At 54.8% G+C, this 23,813-nt stretch carries 20 protein-coding genes; 2 read left to right on the forward strand and 18 right to left on the reverse strand.

Going from position 1 to position 23,813, the window contains the following annotated elements; all coding sequences use genetic code 11:
• Positions 1-257 precede the first annotated feature (257 nt).
• Genes ED661_RS12800 through ED661_RS12815 form a run of 4 tightly spaced genes read right to left on the reverse strand, consistent with a single transcriptional unit; the run spans position 258 to position 5,858 of the window.
• A complete protein-coding gene (locus ED661_RS12800) occupies positions 258-1,442 on the reverse strand; it encodes an acetyl-CoA C-acyltransferase (protein ID WP_122074319.1) in 1,185 nt (394 codons plus the stop codon).
• On the reverse strand, positions 1,439-3,559 hold the full coding sequence (locus ED661_RS12805; RefSeq protein ID WP_122074320.1) for a 3-hydroxyacyl-CoA dehydrogenase NAD-binding domain-containing protein: 2,121 nt from the start codon (positions 3,557-3,559) through the stop codon (positions 1,439-1,441). The genes ED661_RS12800 and ED661_RS12805 overlap by 4 nt, the downstream gene beginning before the upstream one ends.
• An 11-nt stretch (positions 3,560-3,570) precedes the next feature.
• A complete protein-coding gene (locus ED661_RS12810; RefSeq protein ID WP_122074321.1) occupies positions 3,571-4,257 on the reverse strand; it encodes a dimethylsulfonioproprionate lyase family protein in 687 nt (228 codons plus the stop codon).
• Positions 4,254-5,858 carry a fatty acid--CoA ligase gene (locus tag ED661_RS12815; RefSeq protein WP_122074322.1) on the reverse strand — a complete coding sequence of 535 codons (1,605 nt, stop codon included), beginning with the start codon at positions 5,856-5,858 and terminating at the stop codon, positions 4,254-4,256. Before ED661_RS12815 ends, ED661_RS12810 begins: the two co-directional genes overlap by 4 nt.
• Positions 5,859-6,094: 236 nt before the next feature.
• Between ED661_RS12815 and ED661_RS12820 the strand changes: the two genes are divergently transcribed.
• Entirely contained in the window at positions 6,095-7,015 is a 921-nt protein-coding gene (locus tag ED661_RS12820; RefSeq protein WP_254054835.1) for a LysR substrate-binding domain-containing protein, read from the forward strand.
• A gap of 16 nt (positions 7,016-7,031) precedes the next feature.
• On the opposite strand, the gene ED661_RS12825 is transcribed toward ED661_RS12820, so the two are convergent.
• The 14 genes from ED661_RS12825 to mutM form a co-directional block, all read right to left on the reverse strand.
• Positions 7,032-8,087, reverse strand: a complete 1,056-nt coding sequence (locus tag ED661_RS12825; protein WP_122074323.1) for a glycine betaine/L-proline ABC transporter ATP-binding protein — start codon at positions 8,085-8,087, stop codon at positions 7,032-7,034.
• 11 nt (positions 8,088-8,098) lie between these two features.
• Complete coding sequence (locus ED661_RS12830; protein WP_122074324.1) at positions 8,099-9,130, reverse strand: proline/glycine betaine ABC transporter permease; 1,032 nt, start codon at positions 9,128-9,130, stop codon at positions 8,099-8,101.
• Positions 9,131-9,197: 67 nt separating this feature from the next.
• Positions 9,198-10,169: a glycine betaine ABC transporter substrate-binding protein gene (locus ED661_RS12835; RefSeq protein WP_122074325.1), complete on the reverse strand. Its 972-nt coding sequence runs from the start codon at positions 10,167-10,169 to the stop codon at positions 9,198-9,200.
• Positions 10,170-10,668: 499 nt separating this feature from the next.
• Entirely contained in the window at positions 10,669-10,899 is a 231-nt protein-coding gene (locus tag ED661_RS12845) for a hypothetical protein (RefSeq protein WP_162930129.1), read from the reverse strand.
• Entirely contained in the window at positions 10,896-11,753 is an 858-nt protein-coding gene (locus tag ED661_RS12850) for a hypothetical protein (protein WP_162930130.1), read from the reverse strand. Before ED661_RS12850 ends, ED661_RS12845 begins: the two co-directional genes overlap by 4 nt.
• Before the next feature lie 125 nt (positions 11,754-11,878).
• Positions 11,879-12,364: an ATP-dependent endonuclease gene (locus ED661_RS12855; RefSeq protein ID WP_216822454.1), complete on the reverse strand. Its 486-nt coding sequence runs from the start codon at positions 12,362-12,364 to the stop codon at positions 11,879-11,881.
• Between the two features lie 532 nt (positions 12,365-12,896).
• The gene (gyrB, locus tag ED661_RS12860) at positions 12,897-15,314 is read right to left on the reverse strand and encodes a DNA topoisomerase (ATP-hydrolyzing) subunit B (protein WP_122074329.1); all 2,418 of its coding nucleotides are present in this window, start codon (positions 15,312-15,314) and stop codon (positions 12,897-12,899) included.
• A gap of 144 nt (positions 15,315-15,458) precedes the next feature.
• Positions 15,459-16,079: a LysE family translocator gene (locus ED661_RS12865; protein ID WP_122074645.1), complete on the reverse strand. Its 621-nt coding sequence runs from the start codon at positions 16,077-16,079 to the stop codon at positions 15,459-15,461.
• A 43-nt stretch (positions 16,080-16,122) separates the two neighbouring features.
• Positions 16,123-17,220: a DNA replication/repair protein RecF gene (gene recF / locus ED661_RS12870; RefSeq protein ID WP_122074330.1), complete on the reverse strand. Its 1,098-nt coding sequence runs from the start codon at positions 17,218-17,220 to the stop codon at positions 16,123-16,125.
• 63 nt (positions 17,221-17,283) lie between these two features.
• A complete protein-coding gene (gene dnaN / locus ED661_RS12875) occupies positions 17,284-18,405 on the reverse strand; it encodes a DNA polymerase III subunit beta (RefSeq protein ID WP_122074331.1) in 1,122 nt (373 codons plus the stop codon).
• Between the two features lie 321 nt (positions 18,406-18,726).
• A complete protein-coding gene (gene dnaA / locus ED661_RS12880) occupies positions 18,727-20,184 on the reverse strand; it encodes a chromosomal replication initiator protein DnaA (RefSeq protein ID WP_122074332.1) in 1,458 nt (485 codons plus the stop codon).
• 564 nt (positions 20,185-20,748) lie between these two features.
• Positions 20,749-21,012 (reverse strand): 30S ribosomal protein S20, encoded by a 264-nt coding sequence (rpsT, locus tag ED661_RS12885; protein ID WP_122074333.1) that lies wholly within the window; start codon positions 21,010-21,012, stop codon positions 20,749-20,751.
• Between the two features lie 259 nt (positions 21,013-21,271).
• Complete coding sequence (locus ED661_RS12890; RefSeq protein ID WP_122074334.1) at positions 21,272-22,048, reverse strand: enoyl-CoA hydratase; 777 nt, start codon at positions 22,046-22,048, stop codon at positions 21,272-21,274.
• Positions 22,049-22,111: 63 nt separating this feature from the next.
• On the reverse strand, positions 22,112-22,963 hold the full coding sequence (gene mutM, locus ED661_RS12895; RefSeq protein WP_122074335.1) for a bifunctional DNA-formamidopyrimidine glycosylase/DNA-(apurinic or apyrimidinic site) lyase: 852 nt from the start codon (positions 22,961-22,963) through the stop codon (positions 22,112-22,114).
• Between the two features lie 96 nt (positions 22,964-23,059).
• On the opposite strand from mutM, the gene ubiE reads away from it, so the two are divergent.
• Positions 23,060-23,812, forward strand: coding sequence for a bifunctional demethylmenaquinone methyltransferase/2-methoxy-6-polyprenyl-1,4-benzoquinol methylase UbiE (gene ubiE, locus ED661_RS12900; protein WP_122074336.1), 753 nt, complete (start codon positions 23,060-23,062; stop codon positions 23,810-23,812).
• The last annotated feature ends 1 nt before the right edge of the window (position 23,813 follow it).

A 23,813-nucleotide genomic window follows, 5' to 3' on the forward strand; every position in this document is an offset into this window, starting at 1 on the left:
CAAAGCCACCGCTGAGCGCTATTTTGAAATGCTGCAGTGCAGCTCACCCGATGCGGTCATTGCCCCGATGTGCAGCATTATTGGTAGCCAGAGGCCTGACACACGGAGTGTTCAGCCATTCGTAGCGGGTTTATTGCCTGCTATTAGCATATTTCCTTCGGCCTAAAACACAGCACATGCAGCAAGCGACTGCTGCATGTGTCAGGTGGTCAAAAAATAGTCAGGCGATGTTCAACCTGAACCCATTTCACCAGATGTTAGGCGACTTCAAAAAGGGCAGCGACCCCCATGCCTCCGCCCACACACATAGACGTCACCACGTATTTTACGCCACGGCGTTTTCCTTCCAACAGGGCATGTCCAACCTGTCTGGCCCCCGTCATGCCATAGGGGTGGCCAATGGAAATCGCGCCACCATTCACATTGTAGATCTTCGGGTCGATGCCAAGGTGATCACGACAGAAGAGAGCCTGACAGGCGAAGGCCTCGTTCAGCTCCCAAAGCCCAATGTCTTTGATGTTCAGACCGGCGTTCTTTAGCAACTTGGGAATGGCATAAATTGGGCCGATCCCCATCTCTTCCGGTGCGTTTCCTGCAACAGCCATGCCGCGATAAATGCCCAGTGGAGTGAGGCCCTGCTGTTCGGCCATTTTTCGGTCCATCAGCACACAGGCTGATGCTCCATCTGAAAGCTGGCTTGCATTTCCGGCTGTGATCGAACCACCTTCGACAATCGCATTCAGCTGACCAAGTGTTTCGGCCGTGGTGCCCGGCCTGTTGCCTTCGTCCTTTGACAAGGTCACTTCTTCCAGGGTCTCTTCCCCGGTTTCTCGGTTCTTAACTCTCTTGATAGATGTGATCGGGACGATCTCATCGTCAAAGGCGCCAGCGTCCTGAGCCCGTGCTGTCCGCTCCTGCGAAAGTGCCGCGTATTCATCTTGGGCCTCACGGCTTAGCCCAAAGGTGCGCGCGACATTTTCGGCCGTCATTAACATCGGCATGTAAGCATGTTCAGATTGGGCGGTGACACTTGGGTCCTTTTCATCGCCAGCCCATTTCAGATATGCATTTTGCACTGCCGAGATATTCTCTTGCCCCCCTGCAACCGCAACATCCTGCCCATCGACAATGATCTGTTTTGCGGCCGTCGCAATGGCCATCAGTCCCGAAGAACACTGCCGGTCGATTGTCTGACCTGCAACTGTGTTGGGAAGACCTGCCGCCAATGCAGATAGCCTTCCAACATTCATCCCGCCTGTTCCGGCTGTCAAAACCGACCCGACGACAACATCTTCGATCAACGCGGGGTCTACGCCTGCGCGTTCAACCGCATGGGCAATGGCATGGCCCATCATGGTCGGTGATTTGATGTTGTTTAGCGCCCCCTTGAAGGCCACGCCAATTGGGGTTCGTGCAGTTGAGACGATAACGGCTTCTCTCATGAATTTTCCTTTTTGGCATCGAAATGCTCTGCAAGTGTCACGCCAGAAGACACTAATTCTGTCAACAAACGCGCAGGCGTGAACCACATTTCACCGTAGGCACCAAGTGACTGTCGATAATGGTTCATTCGGTTCAGAACATGGGCCAACCCGATTTCATCGGCATAATGCATCGGACCTCCACGCCAATTTGGGAAGCCATAGCCATTGGCCCAAATTAGATCACAATCACCGGGGCGCGTTGCGATGCCTTTTTCCAAGATCAAAAAACCCTCGTTGATCAGAGGATACAGGCACCGTTCAAGGATTTCCTGGTCGTTGATATCCCGGCGGGCCACGCCATGTTCTTCTGCAAGTGCGGCGCTTATTTGCGTGATCTCGGGGTCTTCGGCCCGTGTGCGGCCCTCATAGAGGTAACTTCCACGTCCGGTTTTCTGACCCAACCGGCCCAATTCAAACAACCTGTCCTGAACCGCCTGATATGCCGGGTCATGGGCAATTTCATCTCGCCGTTCCTGACGCACGCGTGCGCCCACATCGACTCCAGCCAGATCTGCCATCGCGTGAATGCCCATGGCCATGCCAAAATTCTCGAGGACATCATCCACCTGTTTGGGGGTCGCCCCCTCCAGAAGCAGACGCGAGCCTTCGCGGAAATACGGCTCCAGCATCCGGTTTCCAACAAACCCGTAGCACACGCCCACCGTGACAGGGAGCTTTCGGATCTTCTTGGCGGTTTTGATGGCCGTCGCAATGACGTCAGCTGCAGTTTTGGCGCCACGCACCACCTCCAGCAACCGCATGATGTTTGCAGGGCTGAAGAAATGAAGACCAATCACATCTTCCGGACGAGACGTGACTGCGGCGATTTCATCAATGTCCAATGTCGATGTGTTCGAGGCCAGTATGGCACCTTGTTTTGCATGTCGGTCCAAGTTTTCGAAAATCTGACGTTTGACATCCATGTTTTCAAACGCCGCCTCGATGATCAGATCGGCATCGCTCAGGTCTGCATAGTTAAGCGCCCCTGAGGCGTTAGACGAGAAGATCTGAGCGCGATCAGCACTCAGCCGTCCCTTGTCGACAGCACGTTGAAAATGCTGAGATATTTGATCCAACCCCTGATCCAGAGCGCCTTGTGTGGTTTCCAATAACGTGACCGGATACCCGGCCTGAAGAAAGGCGATGGCAATACCGCGTCCCATTGTTCCGGCCCCAATCACCGCGACCGATGCGATGTCACGTGGCCGGTCCGTGCGGGTAACGCCCGGAACCTTGGTGCATTCGCGCTCAGCAAAGAACAGATGGCGACCCGCACGCGATTGCAGCGTATCCAACAATTCGGCAAAACCTGCTTTTTCTTGCGCCAGCCCCGCCGTGAGTGGCAATTCGCATGCGGCCTGAATCGAGGTCAGGCATCGCTGTGGAGCAACAAGATTTCGGGTTTTCGCCTCGATCCCGCGGCGGAATTCCGCAAGAAACCCCTTCGGATCAGGGTGGGTAACCTGCATGTCTGCGCAAATGCGCTTAGGCGCTTCCAGACGGGCGATTTCGGTGGCGAAATCCACAACCCGTTTATGAAAGTCCTGGTCGTTCTCGAACAGCTTGTCGACCACTCCGCACGACAGGGCAAACTCCCCGCTTACCGGGTCCCCTGACAGGATCATGCGTGTCGCGGCTTCTAATCCGGCAATCCGTGGCAGTCGTTGGGTGCCCCCAGCGCCGGGCAGCAGGCCCAGCTTGATCTCGGGCAGGCCCATCAGCGCATCTGGCGTCGCAACACGGTGGTCACAGGCAAGTGCGATTTCTAATGCCCCGCCCATCGCCGGGCCCGCGATAGCCGCGATAACCGGGATCCGACATGCCTCAACCGTCAGGCACAGGTCAGGCAGATCCGGCTTGTCCCACACGGCCCCTGTACGAAACTCTGCGATGTCGGCTCCTCCGCAAAAAAGCGGCAGGGCCGAGCGCAGAACGATAGACTGGATTTGGTCATCGGCATCCAACTCTTGAATGGCGGCCGATAGCGCCTTTCGCATTTTCAGGCCAAGGGCATTCACGGGCGGGGCGTTCAGCTCGATACAAGCGACGCCACCAATGCGTTCAATGAAAATCATGGTTGGAATCCTCAGTTAAGCTGTTGGGCAAGATCCTGTTCAATCTCAGCCCAATCATCAAAGTGGATCACGTTGCAGCGTGAATTTATGTTCTCAAGCCAGACAAAGACCGAAATAAATGGTTTGTCATAGACACGGGTGGCATGAGGTTCGCCCGCAGCATTCCAAATCAGCGAACCGGCCGGGTAATCCTGCCAGTCTTGGGTCCCAAATCGCCAACCTGTTTTGTCCGATAGATTTAGATACAGCTCGGGTGCGTCATGGTTATGGTCCCGGTAAAGAGTGCGCGCGCCAAGCATGAAGATGCCTAAGTTAAAGTCCGGATGGTGATACCCACATGCATCAGGTCCGATGAGTAAACTGTGCAGGTTGCACTTTTTGTACCCGTCTCCCAGATCAGCGCCGGGAGGGTAGAATTGGGCATTGTCTTCGCGCCAGACCAGGTCATCTTTGGCAGCCGTCAGGCAATTCGCAATTTCATGTAATTCGGATGCGGAAATTCCTGAAATGGCATCTGTTAGTGTCTTATCATGACGGGTCCCTTGGGGAGGCGTATCAATGAGTTGCTCGCCCGTCAGGTCCATTGTTGCCAGCTTTTCCAATGTCAGATCAACGCCGCGCACATCTTCGCGGTGGGCCTCCAAAAATTGGATGATCGATTGGATAAGTGCTTGAATACGGGAATTTTTGTCTGTCATGATAATTTGTCCGAACGTGTTGAAATGTCCTGCCGTATGAGTTTTTTGTCGAGCTTGCCGACGCTGGTTTTGGGAAGCTGATCCACGAAGATTATGTCGTCTGGAACCGCCCATTTTGACAGTTCACCTACTTCGACGCGCGACTGGATTTCGTCTTTGACGCTCCTGCGTACGAGATCCGGGTCGGTCTCTTTTGCGATTTGGGCAACCAACACTGGTCTTTCCCCCCACTTTGGATGCGAAAGGCCAATCGCGGCGACCTCTTCAATACCTGCGCAAGATGATGCGATGTTTTCCAGGGCCAATGAGGATATCCATTCACCTCCGGTTTTGATCACATCCTTGAGACGATCTGTGATCTGTAGCGACCCGTTTTCGCGGATGAAACCAACATCGCCTGTGTGCAGATATCCACCCGCCCAAAGATCTTCAGAAGCTTGTTCGACCCCCAGATAACCCTGTGTCAACCAAGGCGCTCGGGCCACAACTTCGCCGGTTGTTTCACCGTCATGCGGGACGTCCTGCATATCCGGCGTCACAACCCGAAGGTCGACAAGCGGACCGGGAAAACCGGTTTGGGCCTGGACTTCGGGATCATCACTGGACAGGTCTGCCACAGTCAAAAACGGACAGGTTTCGGACATCCCATAGGCGGCATGCAAGGATATCCCCTCCGCCGCCGCGCGATCCTGCAGACCGCGCGGCAAGGCCGCTCCACCAATGATGACTTTCCATTGGCGCAGATCTGTTTTTACGCACAGAGGATCATCGAGCACCATTGACAATATGGTTGGAACGCAATGGGAAAATGTGACACCTTCGGAGGCAATCAACTGCAAAATTGTGTCAGGCGTGTAGCGCCCCGGATAAACCTGACGTAGCCCCAGCATCGTTGCCGCATATGGAAACCCCCATCCATGAACATGGAACAGGGGCGTCAGGGGCATGTAAACGTCGCCGCGATGAAACCCGGCATTCCCTGAGAATGAGCCAAACCCAGAGGTCAGACCCAGTGTATGAAGCACCAGTTGACGGTGTGTGTAACTTACGCCCTTGGGATTGCCCGTGGTTCCGGTTGTATAGAACAATGTTGCGGTTTGGTTTTCGTCAAAATCTGGAAAGTGAAAGCTGGTTGAGGCACCCCCAATCCAATTTTCATATTCCTCACCATCTCCGATCGGAACAATAGTGATGTCGCGGTCAAAGCCTGACCTGATTTCATCAATTAGTGGCATGAAATCCTGATGCACCATAATCAGGTCCGGCTGGCCGTGATTGATCGTATAAAGGACCTGCGCAGGTGATAAACGGACATTGATGGTGTGCAGGACGGCGCCCATCATTGGCACTGCAAAGAAGCACTCAAGATAACGGTGTGTGTCCCAATCCATAACTCCGACACGCATTCCCGCACCAATTCCACTGCCCGTTAGGGTGTTGGCAAGCTGTGCGATACGCTTGTTGAGTTGCGCATAACTCAGTCGTGTATCGGTTCCGCTAACGATTTCCTGGGTAGCAGATACCAGCTTTGATCGGGTCAAAAGCTGTTTGATCAATAGCGGGTAATCAGACCCTTTTGGTGTCGGTGATGTGGGAAGCATACAGGCGAAATCCTAACGTTCATTCGCCTACCAAATTGACATTGTACGGTGGGTAGAAGAACTGAAAGAAATTTTCGGTCGTCAAGGATTTCTAACCAATCAAAGCGCGCTGAAAATTGCATTTTTTCAGCCGAACGATATATGAGACGGTGAAAAATCCTGACAGAGTTTCGCCCTACGTCAGCAAACCCCGCTAAGCGATGAACGTATTGGCCCAATGAAAAGGATCATTGCTATTGCCCCATATCCCCACATTGGTTTCGCTCCGCGCCTTTGAGGCCGTCGCGCGACACAAGAGCTTTCGCAAAGCCGCTGACGAGATTTGTGTGACGCACGCGGCGGTCAGCCACCAGATTAAGGCGCTGGAGAAATCAATTGGTGTTCAACTCCTGGAACGCACAAGCCGGTCGGTTGAGCTGACCCCGGCAGGTGAACAGTACTATCCGCCGATCCGCGAACATATACGTGGAATAATCAAGGCTACACAGCGGCTTCAGGCACCAGAAGAACCGGACGTTTTGCTCGTTCAGTCATATGCCAGTTTCAATACGATGTGGTTGCAGCCCAGGCTGGCAGATTTCCTCCAAGACAATCCGAACACACGTGTCCGCATTATCTCAACCTTTGAAGACGGTGATTATGATATGCACCGGTTTGATGTTGGCGTGTTCAATGCGCCACCATTTGACAAGAGGTTTGACTACAGCCCTCTGTTTGAAACTGACATTTACCCAGTTTGTGCGCCCGAAGCTATGTCCCCATCAAGCACTGGACTATCGCTGGAAGAGTTAAAGAACTTCCTGTTGTTGAGTGTCCCGAGCACTTGGAACGAACCAGATGACTGGGACCGCTGGCTGGATGCGGCAGGTCTCAGTCGTGAATCCATGAAATTTGGATCGATCTTTGATAATTATCCGTTGGTTCGAGAGGCCGTTCTGAACAATCATGGGATCAGTGTTGCACGTGCGCCGTTTTGCGCGCGCGACCTTGAAAGAGGGCGTTTGATAAAGCCGTTCGATTTATCAGTGCCGGAGCCGGGGCAGTGGTATCTTGCGACCCCAAAAGAAAGAACGCGGAACCCAAAGCACGAGACCTTCGTCGACTGGTTGTTCGAACAAATTGAAGCCGACCCAACCATGCGGTTCTTTCGCGGTTGATTGGATCGGTGCAACGTTAACGAATGTCGCCTGAGCGCGAAGCGTTTGCATGGGCCGGAACGAGAGCCTTGACCAGTTCCTTCATGTCCAGAAAACCGACAGGGACGCCTTCAGAACACACACGATAGTTCTTTTGTGTGTCACCTTCCGATAGTTCGATAACGCTTTCGAGAGTCGCATTTTGATCGACTTCACCTGCGATGTGATCGCCATCTTCGCCAGGATGCATGATGGAACGAACACGTAATACTCTTGCCCGGTTGATGTCTCCGACAAAGTCCTCGATGTAGGGATCAGCTGGATTAAGCAGGATCTCTTGCGGCTCGCCTTGCTGCACCACTGCACCATCTTTCAAGATGACAAGGTGATCCGCCAGTTTCAACGCTTCGTCGAGATCATGGGTGATGAACACGATAGTCTTGTGGAGTTCTGTCTGCAGCTCAAGCAGCAGGTTCTGCATATCGGTGCGAATAAGAGGATCAAGCGCCGAAAAAGCTTCGTCCATGAGCATAATGTCAGAATTGGATGCCAGGGCCCGCGCAATCCCCACACGCTGCTGCATGCCCCCTGATAGCTGATGGGGATAGTGTCCTTCAAAACCGGCCAGCCCGACACGATCCAGCCATTTTGCCGCTTCTGCTTCACGCTCGGAGGTGCTTTCGCCGCGCACCTCGAGCGCCATGGCAGCGTTTTGCAGAACCGTTCTGTGCGGGAACAGCGCAAATTTCTGAAAGACCATCGACATTTTGGTTTGCCGAAACTGCAACAACTCAGCCGAGGACAAGGTCAGGATATTTTGGCCGTCGATTTCTATTTCACCCGCCGTAGGTTCGATCAACCTGTTCACGTGCCGGATCAGGGTCGATTTTCCTGAACCAGACAGCCCCATAACCACGGTTATTTCTCCGGCTTTCATATCCACGTTGATGTTCTGCAATCCAAGAACATGACCATGTTTTTGAAGCAGCTCAGCCTTTCCCATTCCTGCCAGAACATGCGGCAAAACTGTCTGAGGTGTTGCGCCGAATACTTTATACAGACCACGGATGCTAAGTTGTGTTTTGCGCGTCATATTTAGATCTCTCACCCGTTTTCATGTGTGACGTTGATACGGGCAAGCGCCGCTTTGGTTGTGCGGTCAAGAACGACCGCAAGCAAGACTATCCCAAGACCGGCAATCAGGCCGACGCCCAATTCCAGATTGCGAATACCGCGCAAAACAAGAACCCCAAGGCCTGGTGCGGAAACGAGAGAGGCAATAACAACCATCGCAAGGCTCATCATGATGGTTTGGTTGACGCCCGCCATGATATTGGGCAGAGCCAGCGGAATTTCGACACCCAAAAGCTTTTGTCGTGCATTCATCCCATAGGCATTTGCGGCCTCGATGACGTCCTTATCAACAAGGCGAATGCCCAAGTCAGTCAATCGAATGACCGGAACAATGGCGTAAACAATGATCGCAATTCCGTAAAGTTTGCTTTCGGTCACCGAAAACAGGAAAATTAGAGGAATGAGGTACACAAAACTGGGCAAAGTCTGAAGCAGATCAAGCAGTGGAAGCATGACCCGCTGAAGGGGGTTCGACTTTGCCATAAGAATGCCGATCGGAACCCCCAGAATGACACATAGCCCGGTACAAACGAAGATGATCGACAATGTCTGAATGGCAGCGTCCAAGTGGTCTATGACCCCCAGAAACAGAAACGCGCAGGCAACAAAAATCGTGACGCCGACCGAGCGCGAGACGTACCAAGTCAACCAAAAAAGTGCCGGGAGCAAGATCCACCAGGGAACCGCTAGAAAGGCCCAAAGAGCACCATCCAAGGCCCAAGATAATGGCTGTGTCATCGGATCCAAAACGAATTTCATCGCATCTTTTGCCGAAAGGAATACGTCCTCCAAACCTGATGTCATGTCACGGGTTTGCGGAATTGCGGAACAGGATTCATGAAGATTGTCGAGGGAAGGAAAGGGAATGCCGCTGTTTGTCTCGGCGTTTGCTTCGCCTCTACTTTTTGCCAGCAGCTGCGCCATGCTCATCGGGCCATCGTTGCCCTCTCCACACCAATTTGTTAGGCCAAGCACGTCGAAAATCTTATCATAGAACGCCATCGGTCCCGCTTTCTTTTGTCAGGCTGGGGCATCAGGGGCGCCGCAAAGACGCCCCTGATCAATCAGATCATTGCAACAGTGCAGCGAGGTTCTTACGTGCCGCATCGTTCAGCCATGAGCCCCAGACATCATTGTAGGTGGTCAGGAAATACACAGCACCTTCCTCGTAAGAGGCTTTGTTGTCTTCGACCCATGCCAGAGTTTCGCCCATCTGCGCATTGGTGAACGACAGATTGGTCATCAGTTCCGAAATTTCTACGTTGTCGGCCATGAAATCTTTGGAAAGAACTGTGGTTACGACACTTTGCGGATAGTTACTCAATGCTGGCGTTACACATTCCGCCGTAATGTTGCAGGTGTGTTTTGCTGGATCATGTGGGCCCAATTCCACCAATGTCATCGGATATTTTCCAAGAATGGAAGACGGCGCCCAGTAGAAACCAAACCAAGGTTCTTTATCTTCAAAGGCCGTGGCGATTGAGGCAGCAAGCGTTTCACCCGACCCATGAACAAAATTGTCCAAACCCGCATCGATAAGCCCACTTGCCTTCAGTAGGTTGGTGTTCGCGTTGATAGAGACCCAACCTTCGGGGCTGTTGTGAAATCGGTTCCCAACCAGCTCTGGATTTGCAACGATACCTTCGATAGTTGCCAGTTCAGGATGTTCCTCAACCAGATAATTGGGAACAAAGAACCCTTCCACCCCACCATCTGAAAGAACTTCGTTGACCGGAATGATCTTGCCGGAATCGACCAGCCCCTGATATGCAGGCGCTCCGTTGGTCCAAATCTCGGTCAAAATATCTGGCTTTCCAGTTTCAGCCACCGACGCCAGCGCAGGGATGCTACTTAGCGGGATAGTGGTGACGTCACACCCGTATCCTTCCTCCATCAAAAATTTCGACACGGCTGTCACGATTTGGGCCGATCCCCAGTCGCCTTGCATAATGGACACTTCACCGCATTCATTTGCTTGGGCCGCCGAGGCGGTGATTGCCGCTGCAAACACACACCCAAGACCCGCTGATACTTTGAACATTTCTTTCCTCCCTGTAATCGACGAAACGTGGACGGGGAAACGATCCAAGCCAGAATTCGCCTTGATTATAGCGATGATTAGTATCGACAAGCATGGGAGCGAAGAACTGAAAAGATTTTTGGATCATGTACAAATGATTACCAATTGGGGCGTAGGGGACAAAGGCGAGTTTTGTGATTTTCGTTCCCACAAAGGCTTCCCAAATGTGAATTCTCAGCTGGAAATGCCGATGATTTTCGCCTCAATCCAACAATGGCAGGAGGTGTCATCGTACACGAGGAGGTCCGGTTTGCGATAAACGCGAGCCTTCCACCGTACTGCAACACAAGTTAATTGGGACTCAAACGGCCCTCTAATGCAACGCAGCATCTTGTGCTATGATGGACATTCGAAGGTCTGCATAGCCTCATCCATCCAAGAAGTTCGCACTTGCGGCGAACTTCCGCTTTCCACCCAACTTCAAAACGATGTTGAGCTTCCGAACAGTTTTGGCGAGTTGTCAGTTCTGGTGGTCACCATCATCTTCCACAAGAAGGCTCTTCTTATCATCGAGGGGATCAAGAACTTGGTCGAGCTTCTCGAAAGGCGCGGTCTCATGAAACCGTTTTACAAGTTTGGGATCATCAACGGAATCCCGGCCGCGCGTCCAAACCAGCCAGGTGAAGTAGGCCACTGTCACTGCTGTCATCAAAATGCAAACGATCAAGAAGGCGGTTTCAAACAAAGTCACTTTGATTTCTCAGCAACAGGCGTGACCAATAAGTCGTCGAGCCCTTTTACAAGATCCGATAAAGCGACAAATACCCCACGAGTTGCCTTCCCATCTTGAAAGGCGCCGACAGTTTTAATGCCCTTTTCGTCTAATTTCTTAACCAACGATCGGGATGTGGTATCGAGCTGTTTGGCCAGAGATGACACCTGGACGTGTGTTGCTTGAAATGCAGCAAGTGCTTCAGGGGTGATAATTCTCGACAGACCTTGGGAATGGCTACCGAGGTCATGCTCTATCAAACCAGCGTCACACCAATGTGCAATACATTGCTCTTTCCAGCCTGTGATCCGGGCAACTTCTTGGACCGTCCATCCTTCACCGCAACGATGGCGTTTCAATATGTGTTGCACCTGCGTCTTGGGAAAAGTGAAGTCGGCGAGCTTTCCCGAAACACTGTCGAGGGCAGGTTTCAGTGCGCCCGTCGCCATCTTTTGATAGGCTTCGATTAAACCTGCCTTGTCCGTGGTGAAACGTAAATTGAGTTTGCGGAGCGTGACCGTTTCCCCGTCGAACGGAATTGCGGTATCGGCGATCCTTTGAACAAGCTTCTCAAGCTCTTGCTGAGCATGTTCACCCCCCACAAGCGGCCCACGCCCTTTGGAAACGGTTGCTGCAAGGACGCCTGCCTCTTCCAGAAGTCGGTATTGGTTCTTTGACACGCCCAAGAACTCCCGGGTTTGGGTTTTGTCAAATACACCCTCCCGTTCAACCTTGATTTCTTCGGCAATATGCTTGGGGATCATTGTATGTCGGTGGCCAAAACCGCTGTAATCTACTCTCCCATCAACGAGGCCTTCCGAAACGGCGCTCACAAGGCGCTCAGCTCGGATCCCGATAAGCCGGGCAGCCTCGGCTGCCGAGATCCAGGAACGCTTGGACTGATCCGAAACCGCACCCCCAGCATATGGCCCATTGAATTGATCGGCGACGACGTTGTTCAGCGCACCGTGAAAGCTGGCAGCTCCGCATCGCGCAGTGGCTGTAGATAGACGCTGCGCAGGTTTTCCAACATCGTAGCCGTCATCGCGCTGCTCTGATGGACGCCGCACATCTTCCTCGATTTCAGCCGTCCAGATTTATCCGCATCACCATACGTCACTCTGAGAATGGCTTCAGCTTTTCCTGCACTATCGACCTTCAACCCGTGCAGGAAGTCCGCTTCATCGTCGAGAGACAGTTCTTTGAAGATATAGTCGAAGACAATATCACCTGTTGCCGCGCCTCCCCTGGGAAGGTGAACGTCATCAACGCTGAAGCGCGGATATGGATCATCGGTCCCTGCGAGAAGTGACCTCAGAGCGTCAACAACAGCTGTCTTTCCGATATTGTTCGGGCCAACGATAATGTTTAACCCCGGCGCGAATTCTATCGTTGCAGTTTTTATGCGGCGAAAATTTTTAATCGAAAGTGATGCCAGATACATTTTGTCCCTTATGCGCCGTAACGTATTCCACTTGTGACGAATCAGCTTGCAATAAGCCCATGCGTTGCCTGAATCTTTTCAGAGATAGAATGGTATATTCAACCTTTCGTTGTGAACCCCCAGGGTTCCTCTCGAGACCCATTTTCCGCAAAAACTCGGCTATGAGCTCAGTTATTAGAGCGTCGTGGAGTTTACTGCAGAAGGCAGAACACCAGGTTGCGGGCCACGATTATCTTATTGGTAGAAAAATTTCTAAAAAAAACCCCAGATCGAGGGGAGCTTGAAGGTGACAACGCCTAATGACTGTTCACCTTTCATAGAGATAGTTGAGTTGCTGCAAGTCAATTTGAGCTCAAGTGCTTGAGTTGATGCATTGTTTAGAGAATGGCCGTACTCCGCCCATTCTCACGAGTTCTGGACCTGCGACCTCCATCAATTTGAGGCCTGCCATGGCCCGGTGTTCCTCAAACATTCCCGTCGGAGTGCAAAGTTATGCTCTAAGTGCAAAGTTATGCCTAAACCTACAAATAACCTAGAAATCCAGGTTTTCGACGCTCAAGGCATTTTTCTGAATGAACTCCCGGCGTGGCTCAACCACATCGCCCATCAGTTTGGTGAACAGATCATCCGCCCCAATCATGTCATCAACACGGACCTGCAACAGGGTGCGGGCATCCGGGTCCAGAGTGGTTTCCCAGAGCTGATCCGGGTTCATCTCGCCCAGACCTTTGTAGCGCTGCAAAGACAGGCCTTTTTCGCCCTCTTCCATGATTGCCTTCAACAGATCAAGCGGGCCATGGATGGCCTGGGCACGGTCGCGGCGGACCAACTGGCCGGAGGTCCGGTAAATTTCCTGCAGGCTTTTGGTAAAGCTTCCCGTTTTACGGGCTTCACCGGAACGCAGCATGGGGCCATCCAGGGTGCGCACTTCTTCGACGCCGCGCAGAATGCGGGCCAGACGAATGCCGTGATCCTGGGTGATACGACCCTGCCAGCCCTTTTCGTATTCCAGCGCTATGAGATCAAGCCGTGCCGCAACCCGGTCAGCAACGCCCTGCAGATCGGCATCAACAGCACCCGGCACAAAGGCGCCGGCCACAGCGGCCTGTTCCAGAATATGGCGCGGATAATGGGTGGGGAAAGCATCCAGAACCCGTTTCAGCTGTCGTGCCTCATCGACAACCCGGATGAGATCTTTGCCAACCAGCTCTTCGCCGGAGCCCAGCTTCAGGGTGGCGCCTTCGACGCCCTGGTTGACCAGATAGTCGTCCATTTCAGCCTGGTCTTTCAGATAGACTTCGGACTTTCCGCGGGCGACTTTGTAGAGCGGAGGCTGGGCAATATAGAGATAGCCGCCCTCGATCAGCTCTGGCATCTGACGATAGAAGAAGGTCAAAAGCAGGGTTCGGATATGGGCACCGTCGACGTCCGCATCGGTCATGATGACGATCTTATGGTAACGCAGCTTGTCGATGTTGAACTCGTCCCGGCCAATACCGGTTCCCAGTGCCATCACCATATTGCCAATTTCCTGGCTGCCCAACATCCGGTCAAACCGCGCCCGTTCAACGTTGAGGATTTTACCCTTCAGCGGCAGGATCGCCTGCGTCTTCCGGTCCCGCCCGGTTTGCGCAGATCCACCAGCTGAATCACCCTCCACCAGGAAGATTTCGGTATTAACCGGGTCCTTGTCCGAACAGTCTTTCAGCTTGGAGCTGAGGAAGTTGAGATCCATCGGGTTTTTCCGGCGGGTCAGCTCACGCGCCTTGCGGGCGGCTTCGCGGGCCAGTGCGGCCTCGACAACCTTGCCAACGATCTGCTTGGCCTGGTTTGGGTTTTCCTCAAACCACTCCGCCAGCTTTTCGTTCACCAGGCTTTCAACAACCGGGCGCACCTCAGAGGAGACCAGTTTATCCTTGGTCTGGCTGGAAAATTTTGGATCCGGCACTTTGACGGACAGGACACAGGTCAGCCCTTCGCGGGCGTCATCACCAGTGAAGGAGACCTTCTCCTTTTTGGCGATACCGCTGGACTGAGCATAGTTGTTGATGGTCCGCGTTAGCGCCCCACGAAAGCCCGCCAGATGGGTGCCGCCATCGCGCTGTGGGATGTTGTTGGTAAAGGGCAGCACCGATTCATGGTAGCTGTCGTTCCACCACATCGCCACCTCAACACCGATGTCGTCTTTTTCGCCGGTGATATAGACCGGCGCTTCCATGACCGGCGTTTTCGACCGATCCAAGTATTTGACAAACTCTTTGACACCGCCTTCATAGAACAGCTCAGATTCCAGCCGTTCAGCGGGGCGTTCGTCGATCAAGATGATCTTGACGCCTGAATTCAGGAAGGCCAGCTCGCGCAGGCGTTTTTCCAGGGTCTCAAAGGAGTACTCCAGGTTTGAGAACGTATTCGTCGAGGCCATAAACCGGACTTCGGTTCCTGTCTGGTCGCCGCAGTCCTGAACCACTTTCAGATGCTCGGCCGTATCGCCATTTTCAAACCGCGCAACATGTTCCTTGCCTTCGCGCCAGATCCGCAGCTCCAGCCAGTCGGACAGGGCGTTCACAACCGAAACACCCACCCCGTGCAGACCGCCGGATACTTTGTAGGAGTTGCTGTCAAATTTACCACCCGCGTGCAGCTGGGTCATGATGACTTCGGCGGCGGAAACGCCTTCTTCCTCGTGAATGCCAACCGGAATACCACGCCCGTTGTCATAAACCGAGACGGAACTATCCGCGTGAATTTTGACCCGAACGTGATCGGCGTGATTGGCCAGGGCCTCATCAATTCCGTTGTCTACGACCTCATAGACCATATGGTGCAGACCAGAGCCATCATCGGTGTCACCGATATACATACCAGGACGTTTACGAACTGCCTCCAACCCTTTGAGAACCTTAATGGAATCGGCACCATATTCGGCTGGGTTCTGTTCGTTCTCAGACATTCGCGACTTCCTGTTTTAGCTTTCCGAATTTATACGCAACTCGGTCCCGAATGTCACCCGCAGCGGGGCTTTTTCTTAGCCAGAAACCGCGCGGCGCCCCGGGTGAGCTGCAGGCCCCCAGATCGCGGGAATTCAGCGGTGAAATCAGGTAAATGGCAACAGCAGTCCAACGCCGATCAGCAAGACGCCCGAGGTGAGATTGAGCCGCCGCAATGCCTGCGGTGAGGACATTACCGCCCGCAGGGAATGCACCATTGCCGCCATCGCCAGGTTGCCCAATAGCGGCACCACAAAGGACAGGCAGATGATCACCGCAACATCGGTCCAGCCAAGCGCTGCGAGGTCGAAAAAGCCGGGCAGCAGCCCCATGTAGAACAGGATCGCCTTGGGGTTCCCCATGATCACTGCCACCCCGGCGGCAAATCCAGCCCAGGCTCCGGGCCGGGTCAACGCCCGGTTCTCTGTCAGCTTTTGCCCGGCGTTGCGGATCACCAGAAGGCCCATGGTCACAAACATCAGACAGGCAACCCAGCGCAGCACCAGCATCACCTCGCTCAGGCTGGAGGCCAGCCAGGACATGCCGCCAATCGCAATCAGAGGCCAGATCAGGTCACCGACTGCCACGCCCAGGGCCAGGGGCCATGCCGCTTGAAATCCACCAGACACCGCCCGCGCCATCAAGGCCAGCCAAACCGGCCCCGGGGTCAGAAACAGGACGAACAGGGCGCCCGCATAAAGCACCAGATCCCAAACCGAAAGGCTCACAGCCCAGCCCGCCACAGTATTTGCCCTGCCCGGGCAGCCTCGGTCACGCGCTCACCACACCGGACAATCCGTCCAGGTCATCCACTTTCAATAGCTGGGCACGCCCGTCAAATTCCGCAAAAAGTTCAGCGCCGGTGCCAGTCATCCAGGCCTGCGCCCCCAGCGCGCAAATCTCGTCGAATAATGCCGCCCGCCGCCCCGCATCCAGATGGGCGGCGACCTCATCCAGCAGCAGAATTGGCGGAGCCCCTTCACGGGCAGCCAGAGCACGCGCATTGGCCAGAATAAGCGAAACCAACAGCGCTTTTTGCTCTCCGGTAGAACAGGCCTTTGCCGCAATTCCTTTGCGCGCATAGGTTCCAATCAGATCGCTGCGATGGGGCCCAATCAGGCTCCGCCCCACCGCCATGTCCCGCATCCGGCCATCCGCCAGGGCCTGCACCAAATCGGCTTCGCTTACCGGCATTTCGCCTTCTGACTGAACCAGCTCCAGCTGCGCGGTGGGAAAGGCGGTCTCAGCGCTCTCCTGCGCCTCTGTCAAGCGCTGCACGGCTGCGCTGCGCGCGACATGAATGCGATGGCCTGCGGCCCCCATCTGCGCCTCGACCACCCGATACCAGGCGGCGTCACGTATTTGCTCCTTCAACAGCCTGTTGCGCTCGCGCATGGCCTTTTCATAGGTCAGTGTCGCCTCAGCATGGGTCGGATCAAAGCTCAAGGCGATCCGATCCAGAAACCTGCGCCGCCCCTCAGCCGCTTCAACCCAAAGCCGGTCCATCACCGGCACCAGCCAGACCACCCGGCAGATCTGACCCAGTGCGATTTGGTTGGAAGCCTTGTTGTCGATCCGCACCTGGCGCGCGGCGCCCTCCTCGGACCAGGTCTCGATCTCATAGGCCTGATCCGGTGCCTGCAAGACCGCTTTCAACTTCCAGCCCAGACCTTCGGGACGGCGCACCATATCTGCAGCACTGGCGCGGCGCAGGCCACGCCCCGGGGAAAACAGCGACACCGCTTCCAGAATATTGGTCTTGCCGGCACCATTGTTGCCATGGATGGCCACCGGGCGCCCATCCAAATGCAATTCCGCCCGCAGATGCGAGCGGAAATGTGACAATGTCAAAGAAGTCAAAGCCAGCATGGGGCTCGTTCCGGCATCATCTTTCCCCAAATATTCCCGCCGGAGGCCGTGCCCTCAGGCACGTTATACCCGCATCGGCATCACGACGTAGACGGCGCTTTCGTCGCTGCCTTCGCGCATCAAGGTCGGATCACCAGAGGAATTGAACATAAAGACCGCGTTTTCCCGATCCACCTGATTGGCAATCTCCAGTAGGTATTTGGCATTAAATCCAATCTCCAGACGTTCATCCGCATAGGCCACCGCCAGCTCTTCTTCGGCGGCACCGCTGTCGGGTGCATTGACCGACAGGATCAGACGATCCTCTTCCAGCTGCAGCTTGACCGCACGCGAACGCTCGGATGAAACCGTCGCAACCCGGTCAACCGCCCGGGCAAACTCATCCGCGTCGACCTCAAGCCGACGGGTATTGCCTGCCGGAATGACCCGGGTGTAATCGGGGAAGGTGCCATCAATAACCTTGGAGGTCAGGGTGATATTTGGGGTGGCAAAACGCACCTTGGTCTCGGAGACAGAGACCGCTATATCCATCTCATCATCATCCAGCAGCTTGCGCATCTCACCCACGGTTTTACGCGGCACGATGACGCCCGGCATATCCTCGGCGCCCATTGGCAGGGAGGCATCAATCCGGGCCAGACGGTGGCCATCGGTGGCAACACAGCGCAGCACCTTGCCGCCTTCAACCGCATCAGAAACATGCATGTAGACGCCATTCAGGTAATAACGAGTCTCTTCGGTGGAGATGGCAAATTTGGATTTATCAAACAGCCGACGCAGCATGGCGGCATTGGCGGTAAAATTCGAGTGATACTCGGAACTGGCCATAACCGGGAAATCTTCGCGCGGCAGCGTCGCCAGAGAAAAGTTCGACCGTCCGGCTTCAACCGTCAAACGGCCAGTTGCCGCATCCGCGGTCAGCGTCACCAAGGCGCCATCCGGCAGCTTGCGCACGATTTCATGCAGCGTGGTGGCAGCGACCGTTGTGGCGCCTGCGCGCTCGACCTGAGCCGGGGCCTTGTCGACAACCTCGATATCCAGATCGGTGGCGCGAAACTGAGCCACCTCGCCCTCGGCTTCGATCAGAACATTGGCCAGGATCGGAATGGTATTGCGGCGCTCGACCACTGATTGGGCCTGTGCAACCGCCTTCAGGAGCGTGCCGCGTTCGATGCTGATCTTCATGTCGCTTTCCTCTTCGTCGCGCCCGTTCTGTCATGCCTGCTTTGCCAGAGCTATGGGCTGTCGCCCAGTCTATCACTGCGCAAAGGTCGGGACAGGTAAAGTAGCGGTTTGCCCCTCATGCACAAGGCTTTTTATAGAGTTTTCCAAGGGAATCTCAGCAGCGTCAAGGGGCTAGATCTTTCAATGGCCTGAAACCCGACCAATCGTTGCGGGGGAACCCGAACGCCAGTGTCGACGCCAGCCCGCAAGCCACAAAAAACGGCCCCGGAAATCCAGGGCCGCTTTGTTCAATATGACAGGTCGTCGAACCAGGTTGTCAGATCAGGATTCCAGCGACCGGCGCAGCATTTCCACATCTTCGGCGATCTGACCGTCAGTCGACTTCAGCTCCTCGATACGGCGCACACCATGCATGACGGTGGTATGATCCCGCCCACCAAAGCGGCGGCCAATCTCTGGCAGACTGCGGCTGGTGAGCTTTTTACACAGGTACATCGCCACCTGACGCGGCCGCGCGTAGGAGCGCAGGCGTTTGGGGCCAACGATATCCGACATACGAATGTTGTAATATTCGGAGACCTTGCGCTGGATTTCCTCGACGGTGATCTTGCGCTCAGAGGCCCGCAGGACATCTGCCAGGCAGTCCTGGGTCAGATCCATGTCGATCTCGCGCCCAACCAAAGAGGCAAAGGCAAACAGCCGGGTCAGCGCCCCTTCGAGCACGCGCACATTGGTTGAAATCCGATGCGCCAGGAATTCCAGCACCCCATCGGCAATTTCCAGATCAGGATAGGTCTTTTGCTGTATCTGAACCTTGGTCTGCAGAATGCCCAGACGCAGCTCATAGTCTGTGGGGTGCAGATCTACCACCAGACCACATTGCAGACGCGATTTCACCCGGTCTTCCAGATCCTTGATCTCACCTGGGGCGCGGTCAGCAGAGATAATGATCTGCTTGTTCTGATCCACCAGCGCGTTGAAGGTATGGAAGAACTCTTCCTGCGTTGAATCCTTGCCGGCGATGAACTGAACATCATCCACCATCAGCACATCAACCGAGCGGAACAGGTGTTTAAAATCCATCATCTTGCGTTCACGCAGCGCCTGCACAAAGCGGTACATAAACTGTTCAGCCGACAGATAGAGCACGTTCAGACCAGGGTTTTGCGCCGAGATCTCCCATGCAATCGCATGCATCAGATGGGTTTTACCCAGCCCTACGCCGCCATAAAGCACCAGCGGGTTGAAGGTCACGGGGCCACCCTCGGCCACGCGGCGTGCTGCGGCATGGGCCAGCTCGTTTGGCTTACCAACGACAAAATTGTCAAAGGTGAACCGCGGATCAAGCGGCGCGGCCTGCAGGGTATCCATCGGCGCAGCCGCCGCTGCCTTGCTGGACAGGGAAGAGCCCGCGCTTGCAGGGCGCGCCGTCTCCGGCCCGCCATAATCGCGGCCAGAGTTGGCATTGCCCGTGTCTTGCATCTCCGCAAAGGGTTCTGCGGGCTGTTCAACCTGACGCACAGGGCGCGCAGGCGAATTGGCAGCAACCCGAAAGGCCAGGCGTTGAACAGGTTCGCCAGACAGGCTGAACTCATGCAGAATCAGATCCGCAAAGTTCTGGCTGACGTAATTGCCCATAAAATTGGTTGGCACGTGAAACACGGCCACACCATCGTCTACCGAATTGAACTCAAGTGGTTCGATCCAGGTCGTAAAATTATTCTGGCCGACAGTCTTCAAAAGCCGTGTTCTGAGCTGTCCCCATTTTTCTTCCGTCATGCTGCGCCTCATGCATCCCCAAAAACAAGCAGCGGCCTGTTTATCTTTCGCCTATCATTTCTTCGCACCCCTCTCGGAGCGGCTCTTCACCCATAGCTTCTGCGCCTGCGGACAGGGGTATCCTGACCGCACTCCCTGACGGGGCAACGGATCGTCCAACAAAAAGTTACCAAACACGGCAGCTTTATCTTGATGCCAAAAAAACCGTTTCTGCACACAAATGAGACAAGACCGCTGATTGAAAAATCCAATCCAGCAGAACACAGAATCAAAAGCAGGCAACCTAGCCTCTTATGAACCCCTGCGCCTTCAGCAACCTTGATGCCCGTCAAGATCACCCTGAGCAGCCTGTCCCCCCAGCGAGTGAATCGCTGTACATGTGGTAGCAATTTGCGAGGGGCAGCGGCAATGAAACTCTGATGTTGACTCACGCTTTGCCCGCAAAGAATCTCTCGCAGCTGCAGCAGACATCAGTGAGATAGGGACAAAAGGAAAAGGCGCCGCAAAAATGCGACGCCTTCATTTTTTTCGATTTTCTGCTTGCAAGAAAATCCTGGCCGGGAATCAACCCAGAGCTTTGACCCGTGCGGTCAGGCGGGAAACTTTCCGCGAAGCTGTGTTCTTGTGGTAGACGCCTTTGGTCACGCCACGCATCAGCTCAGGAGCGGCAAGGCGCAGAGCTGCGGTTGCATCTTCTTTGTTGCCGGATTCGATGGCTTCTTCAACTTTACGCAGGAAGGTGCGGATGCGCGAACGGCGGGCTTTGTTTACTGCAAAACGCTTCTCGTTCTGACGGGCGCGTTTTTTTGCTTGGGGCGTATTTGCCATGTCTCTGTGACCTTATCTTCGGGTTCATATTTCGTATATCGGCGCAAGCCAGCCAAACCCGGATCGGATCTCGGAGTGATTCTAGCCAAGCGGGCTGCACGCGCATGTATGGCTGCGGTCTTTACTGCGATGGGCTGCAAGATGCAAGCACATTGCCAAAAGACCTGATTTCAAACCTCGCAACATCAACCAGACTGCTACAAAGCAATCGGGGCCGCCCCCAAAGGACGGCCCCGACATTGGGGACTGGCCCCAGAAATTACTTGTCGCGGAATTGGGCTTCGCGTTTTTCCAGGAAGGCGGCCATGCCCTCTTTCTGGTCTTCGGTTGCAAACATCGAGTGAAACACCCGGCGTTCAAACAACATGCCTTCGCTCAGCGGCAGCTCGTAGCTGCGATTGACCGTTTCCTTGACCGCCATGACGGTAAGCTGGGATTTCTCGGCAATCTTCTGCGCCGCGCCCATGGCTTCTTCGATCAGTTTCTTGGCAGGCACCACCCGCGACACCAGACCGGCGCGCTCGGCTTCTTCGGCGCCCATGAAACGACCGGTGAGGTTCATATCCATGGATTTGGATTTGCCCACGAACCGCGTCAGACGCTGGGTGCCACCAATGCCGGCAACCACGCCCAGATTGATCTCAGGCTGGCCAAATTTGGCAGTTTCCGCCGCGATGACAAAATCACAAAGCATCGCCAGCTCGCAACCACCGCCCAGCGCATAGCCAGCAACAGCCGCGATGATCGGCTTGCGAATCGCAATGATGCGATCATTCACCTGGGCAAAGAGATTGTTGGTGTAGACATCAGTAAAGCTCATCTCCGACATCTCTTTGATGTCAGCGCCGGCGGCAAAAGCCTTTTCCGATCCGGTCAGCACGATGCAGCGCACCTTGTCGCTGGCGTCGGCTTCTTCCAGGGCAGTGCAAAGCTCACTCACGAGCGCTGCATTGAGCGCGTTCAACGCCTCGGGGCGATGCAGTTTGATTAGGCAAACGTGGTCCTGCACATCGACGTTGATCGTCTCATAGGCCATAATTGATGCTTTCATTGTTCCGTTCAGAACCGAGTCATTACCACGACAAACATCGCATTCAAGCTATCTTTGACACTTGCCACAGTAGAAAGAGGATCGCCCCGACTGGGTGATTCTCGCAATAGTGCCACTGCATCCTTCCCGTCTGCAGGGCTCTGCCTCGCGGCCATATACATCAAAGCTGTGTTGAAAATATCCAAGCTCTCCATTGGCTTGGCGGAAATCCTTGAGCGAAGATCCCCCTGCTTTGATGGCATCCTCCAGCACCTTTCGGATAATCGGAACCAGGCTTGCAACACGGGCAGCGGCGAGTTGTCCCGCTTTGCGTTTTGGTGAGATCCCGGCGCGAAAAAGAGCCTCACAGACGTAGATGTTGCCCAGACCGGCGATGATTCCCTGATCCAGCAGGGCCGATTTCACCGGGGAGTTCTTGCCCTTGAAGGCGGCAACCAAGTGATCCTCATGGAAGTCATTGCCAAGGGGTTCTGGCCCTAGCACTTTGAGCAGTTTATGCTCCGCCAGCCCGGCTGTCTCGATCAGATCCATCGCACCAAAGCGGCGCGGATCATTGAATGTCACCCGCGCGCCGTTCTCCATGTCAAAGACCACATGATCATGTTTCTCCGCCTTAGGGTGCTCATGTACAAATTGCCCCAGAGGATCGCCTGAGACCGTCATCCGCCCCGACATGCCCAGATGCACCAGTAGTGTCTCCCCCCGATCCAGCTCTGCCAGGATGTATTTTGAGCGCCGCCGCAGCGCTGTCACGCGTGCGCCAGTCAAGCGCTCTGCCATCCGCTCCGGAAAGGGCCAACGCAGATCAGGTCGGTTCACCTGCGCCTGGGCAATCACCGCCCCCTCCATCGAGGGCTGTAATCCCCGCATCACGGTCTCGACCTCGGGCAATTCAGGCATTACAGGACTCCTCACATGACAGTGACATATGGGCCGCATTGTGCCTGCCCTCCAAGGCCCTATAAGTGGGGCGATCCTCAGAAAACGGCAAGTCCCATGGCAGACAGATCAGACAGCACCACGCATTTTGGCTTTGAAACCGTCCCCGAGCATGAAAAGGCCGGGAGGGTGCAGGGCGTGTTCAATTCCGTGGCCTCGAAATATGACATCATGAATGACGTCATGAGCATGGGCATCCACCGGATCTGGAAAGACGCGATGATGGATTGGCTGGCACCGCGTCCCGGTCAGCGCCTGCTGGATGTGGCCGGGGGCACCGGCGATATCTCCTTCCGCTTTCTGAAACGCGCCGGTCACGGCCATTCCACCGTGCTGGATCTCACCGCACCAATGCTGATCGAGGGCCGCAAGCGCGCCGAAGCCGAGCAGATGGCCGATAGCCTGGATTGGGTCACCGGCGATGCCATGGCCCTGCCCTTCAAAGACAATACATTCGACGTCTACACCATCTCCTTTGGCATCCGGAACGTCACCCGCCCGCAAGAAGCCCTCAATGAGGCCTACCGGGTGCTAAAACCTGGCGGCCGCCTGATGGTGCTGGAGTTCTCGCAGCTGCCCAATGATGGCATGCAGAAGCTTTATGACCTTTACAGTTTCAACGTGATCCCACGCATGGGGAAGATGATTGCCGATGACTACGACAGCTACCAGTATCTGGTGGAATCGATCCGCAATTTCCCCGATCAGGACACCTTCCTGGAGATGGTGAAAACGGCGGGCTTTGCCAACGCAAAATACCGCAACCTGTCGCTGGGCATTGCAGCGCTGCATTCCGGCTGGAAGATCTAGA

This window comes from Pseudophaeobacter sp. EL27 (assembly GCF_900313025.1).
Classification (GTDB): domain Bacteria; phylum Pseudomonadota; class Alphaproteobacteria; order Rhodobacterales; family Rhodobacteraceae; genus Pseudophaeobacter.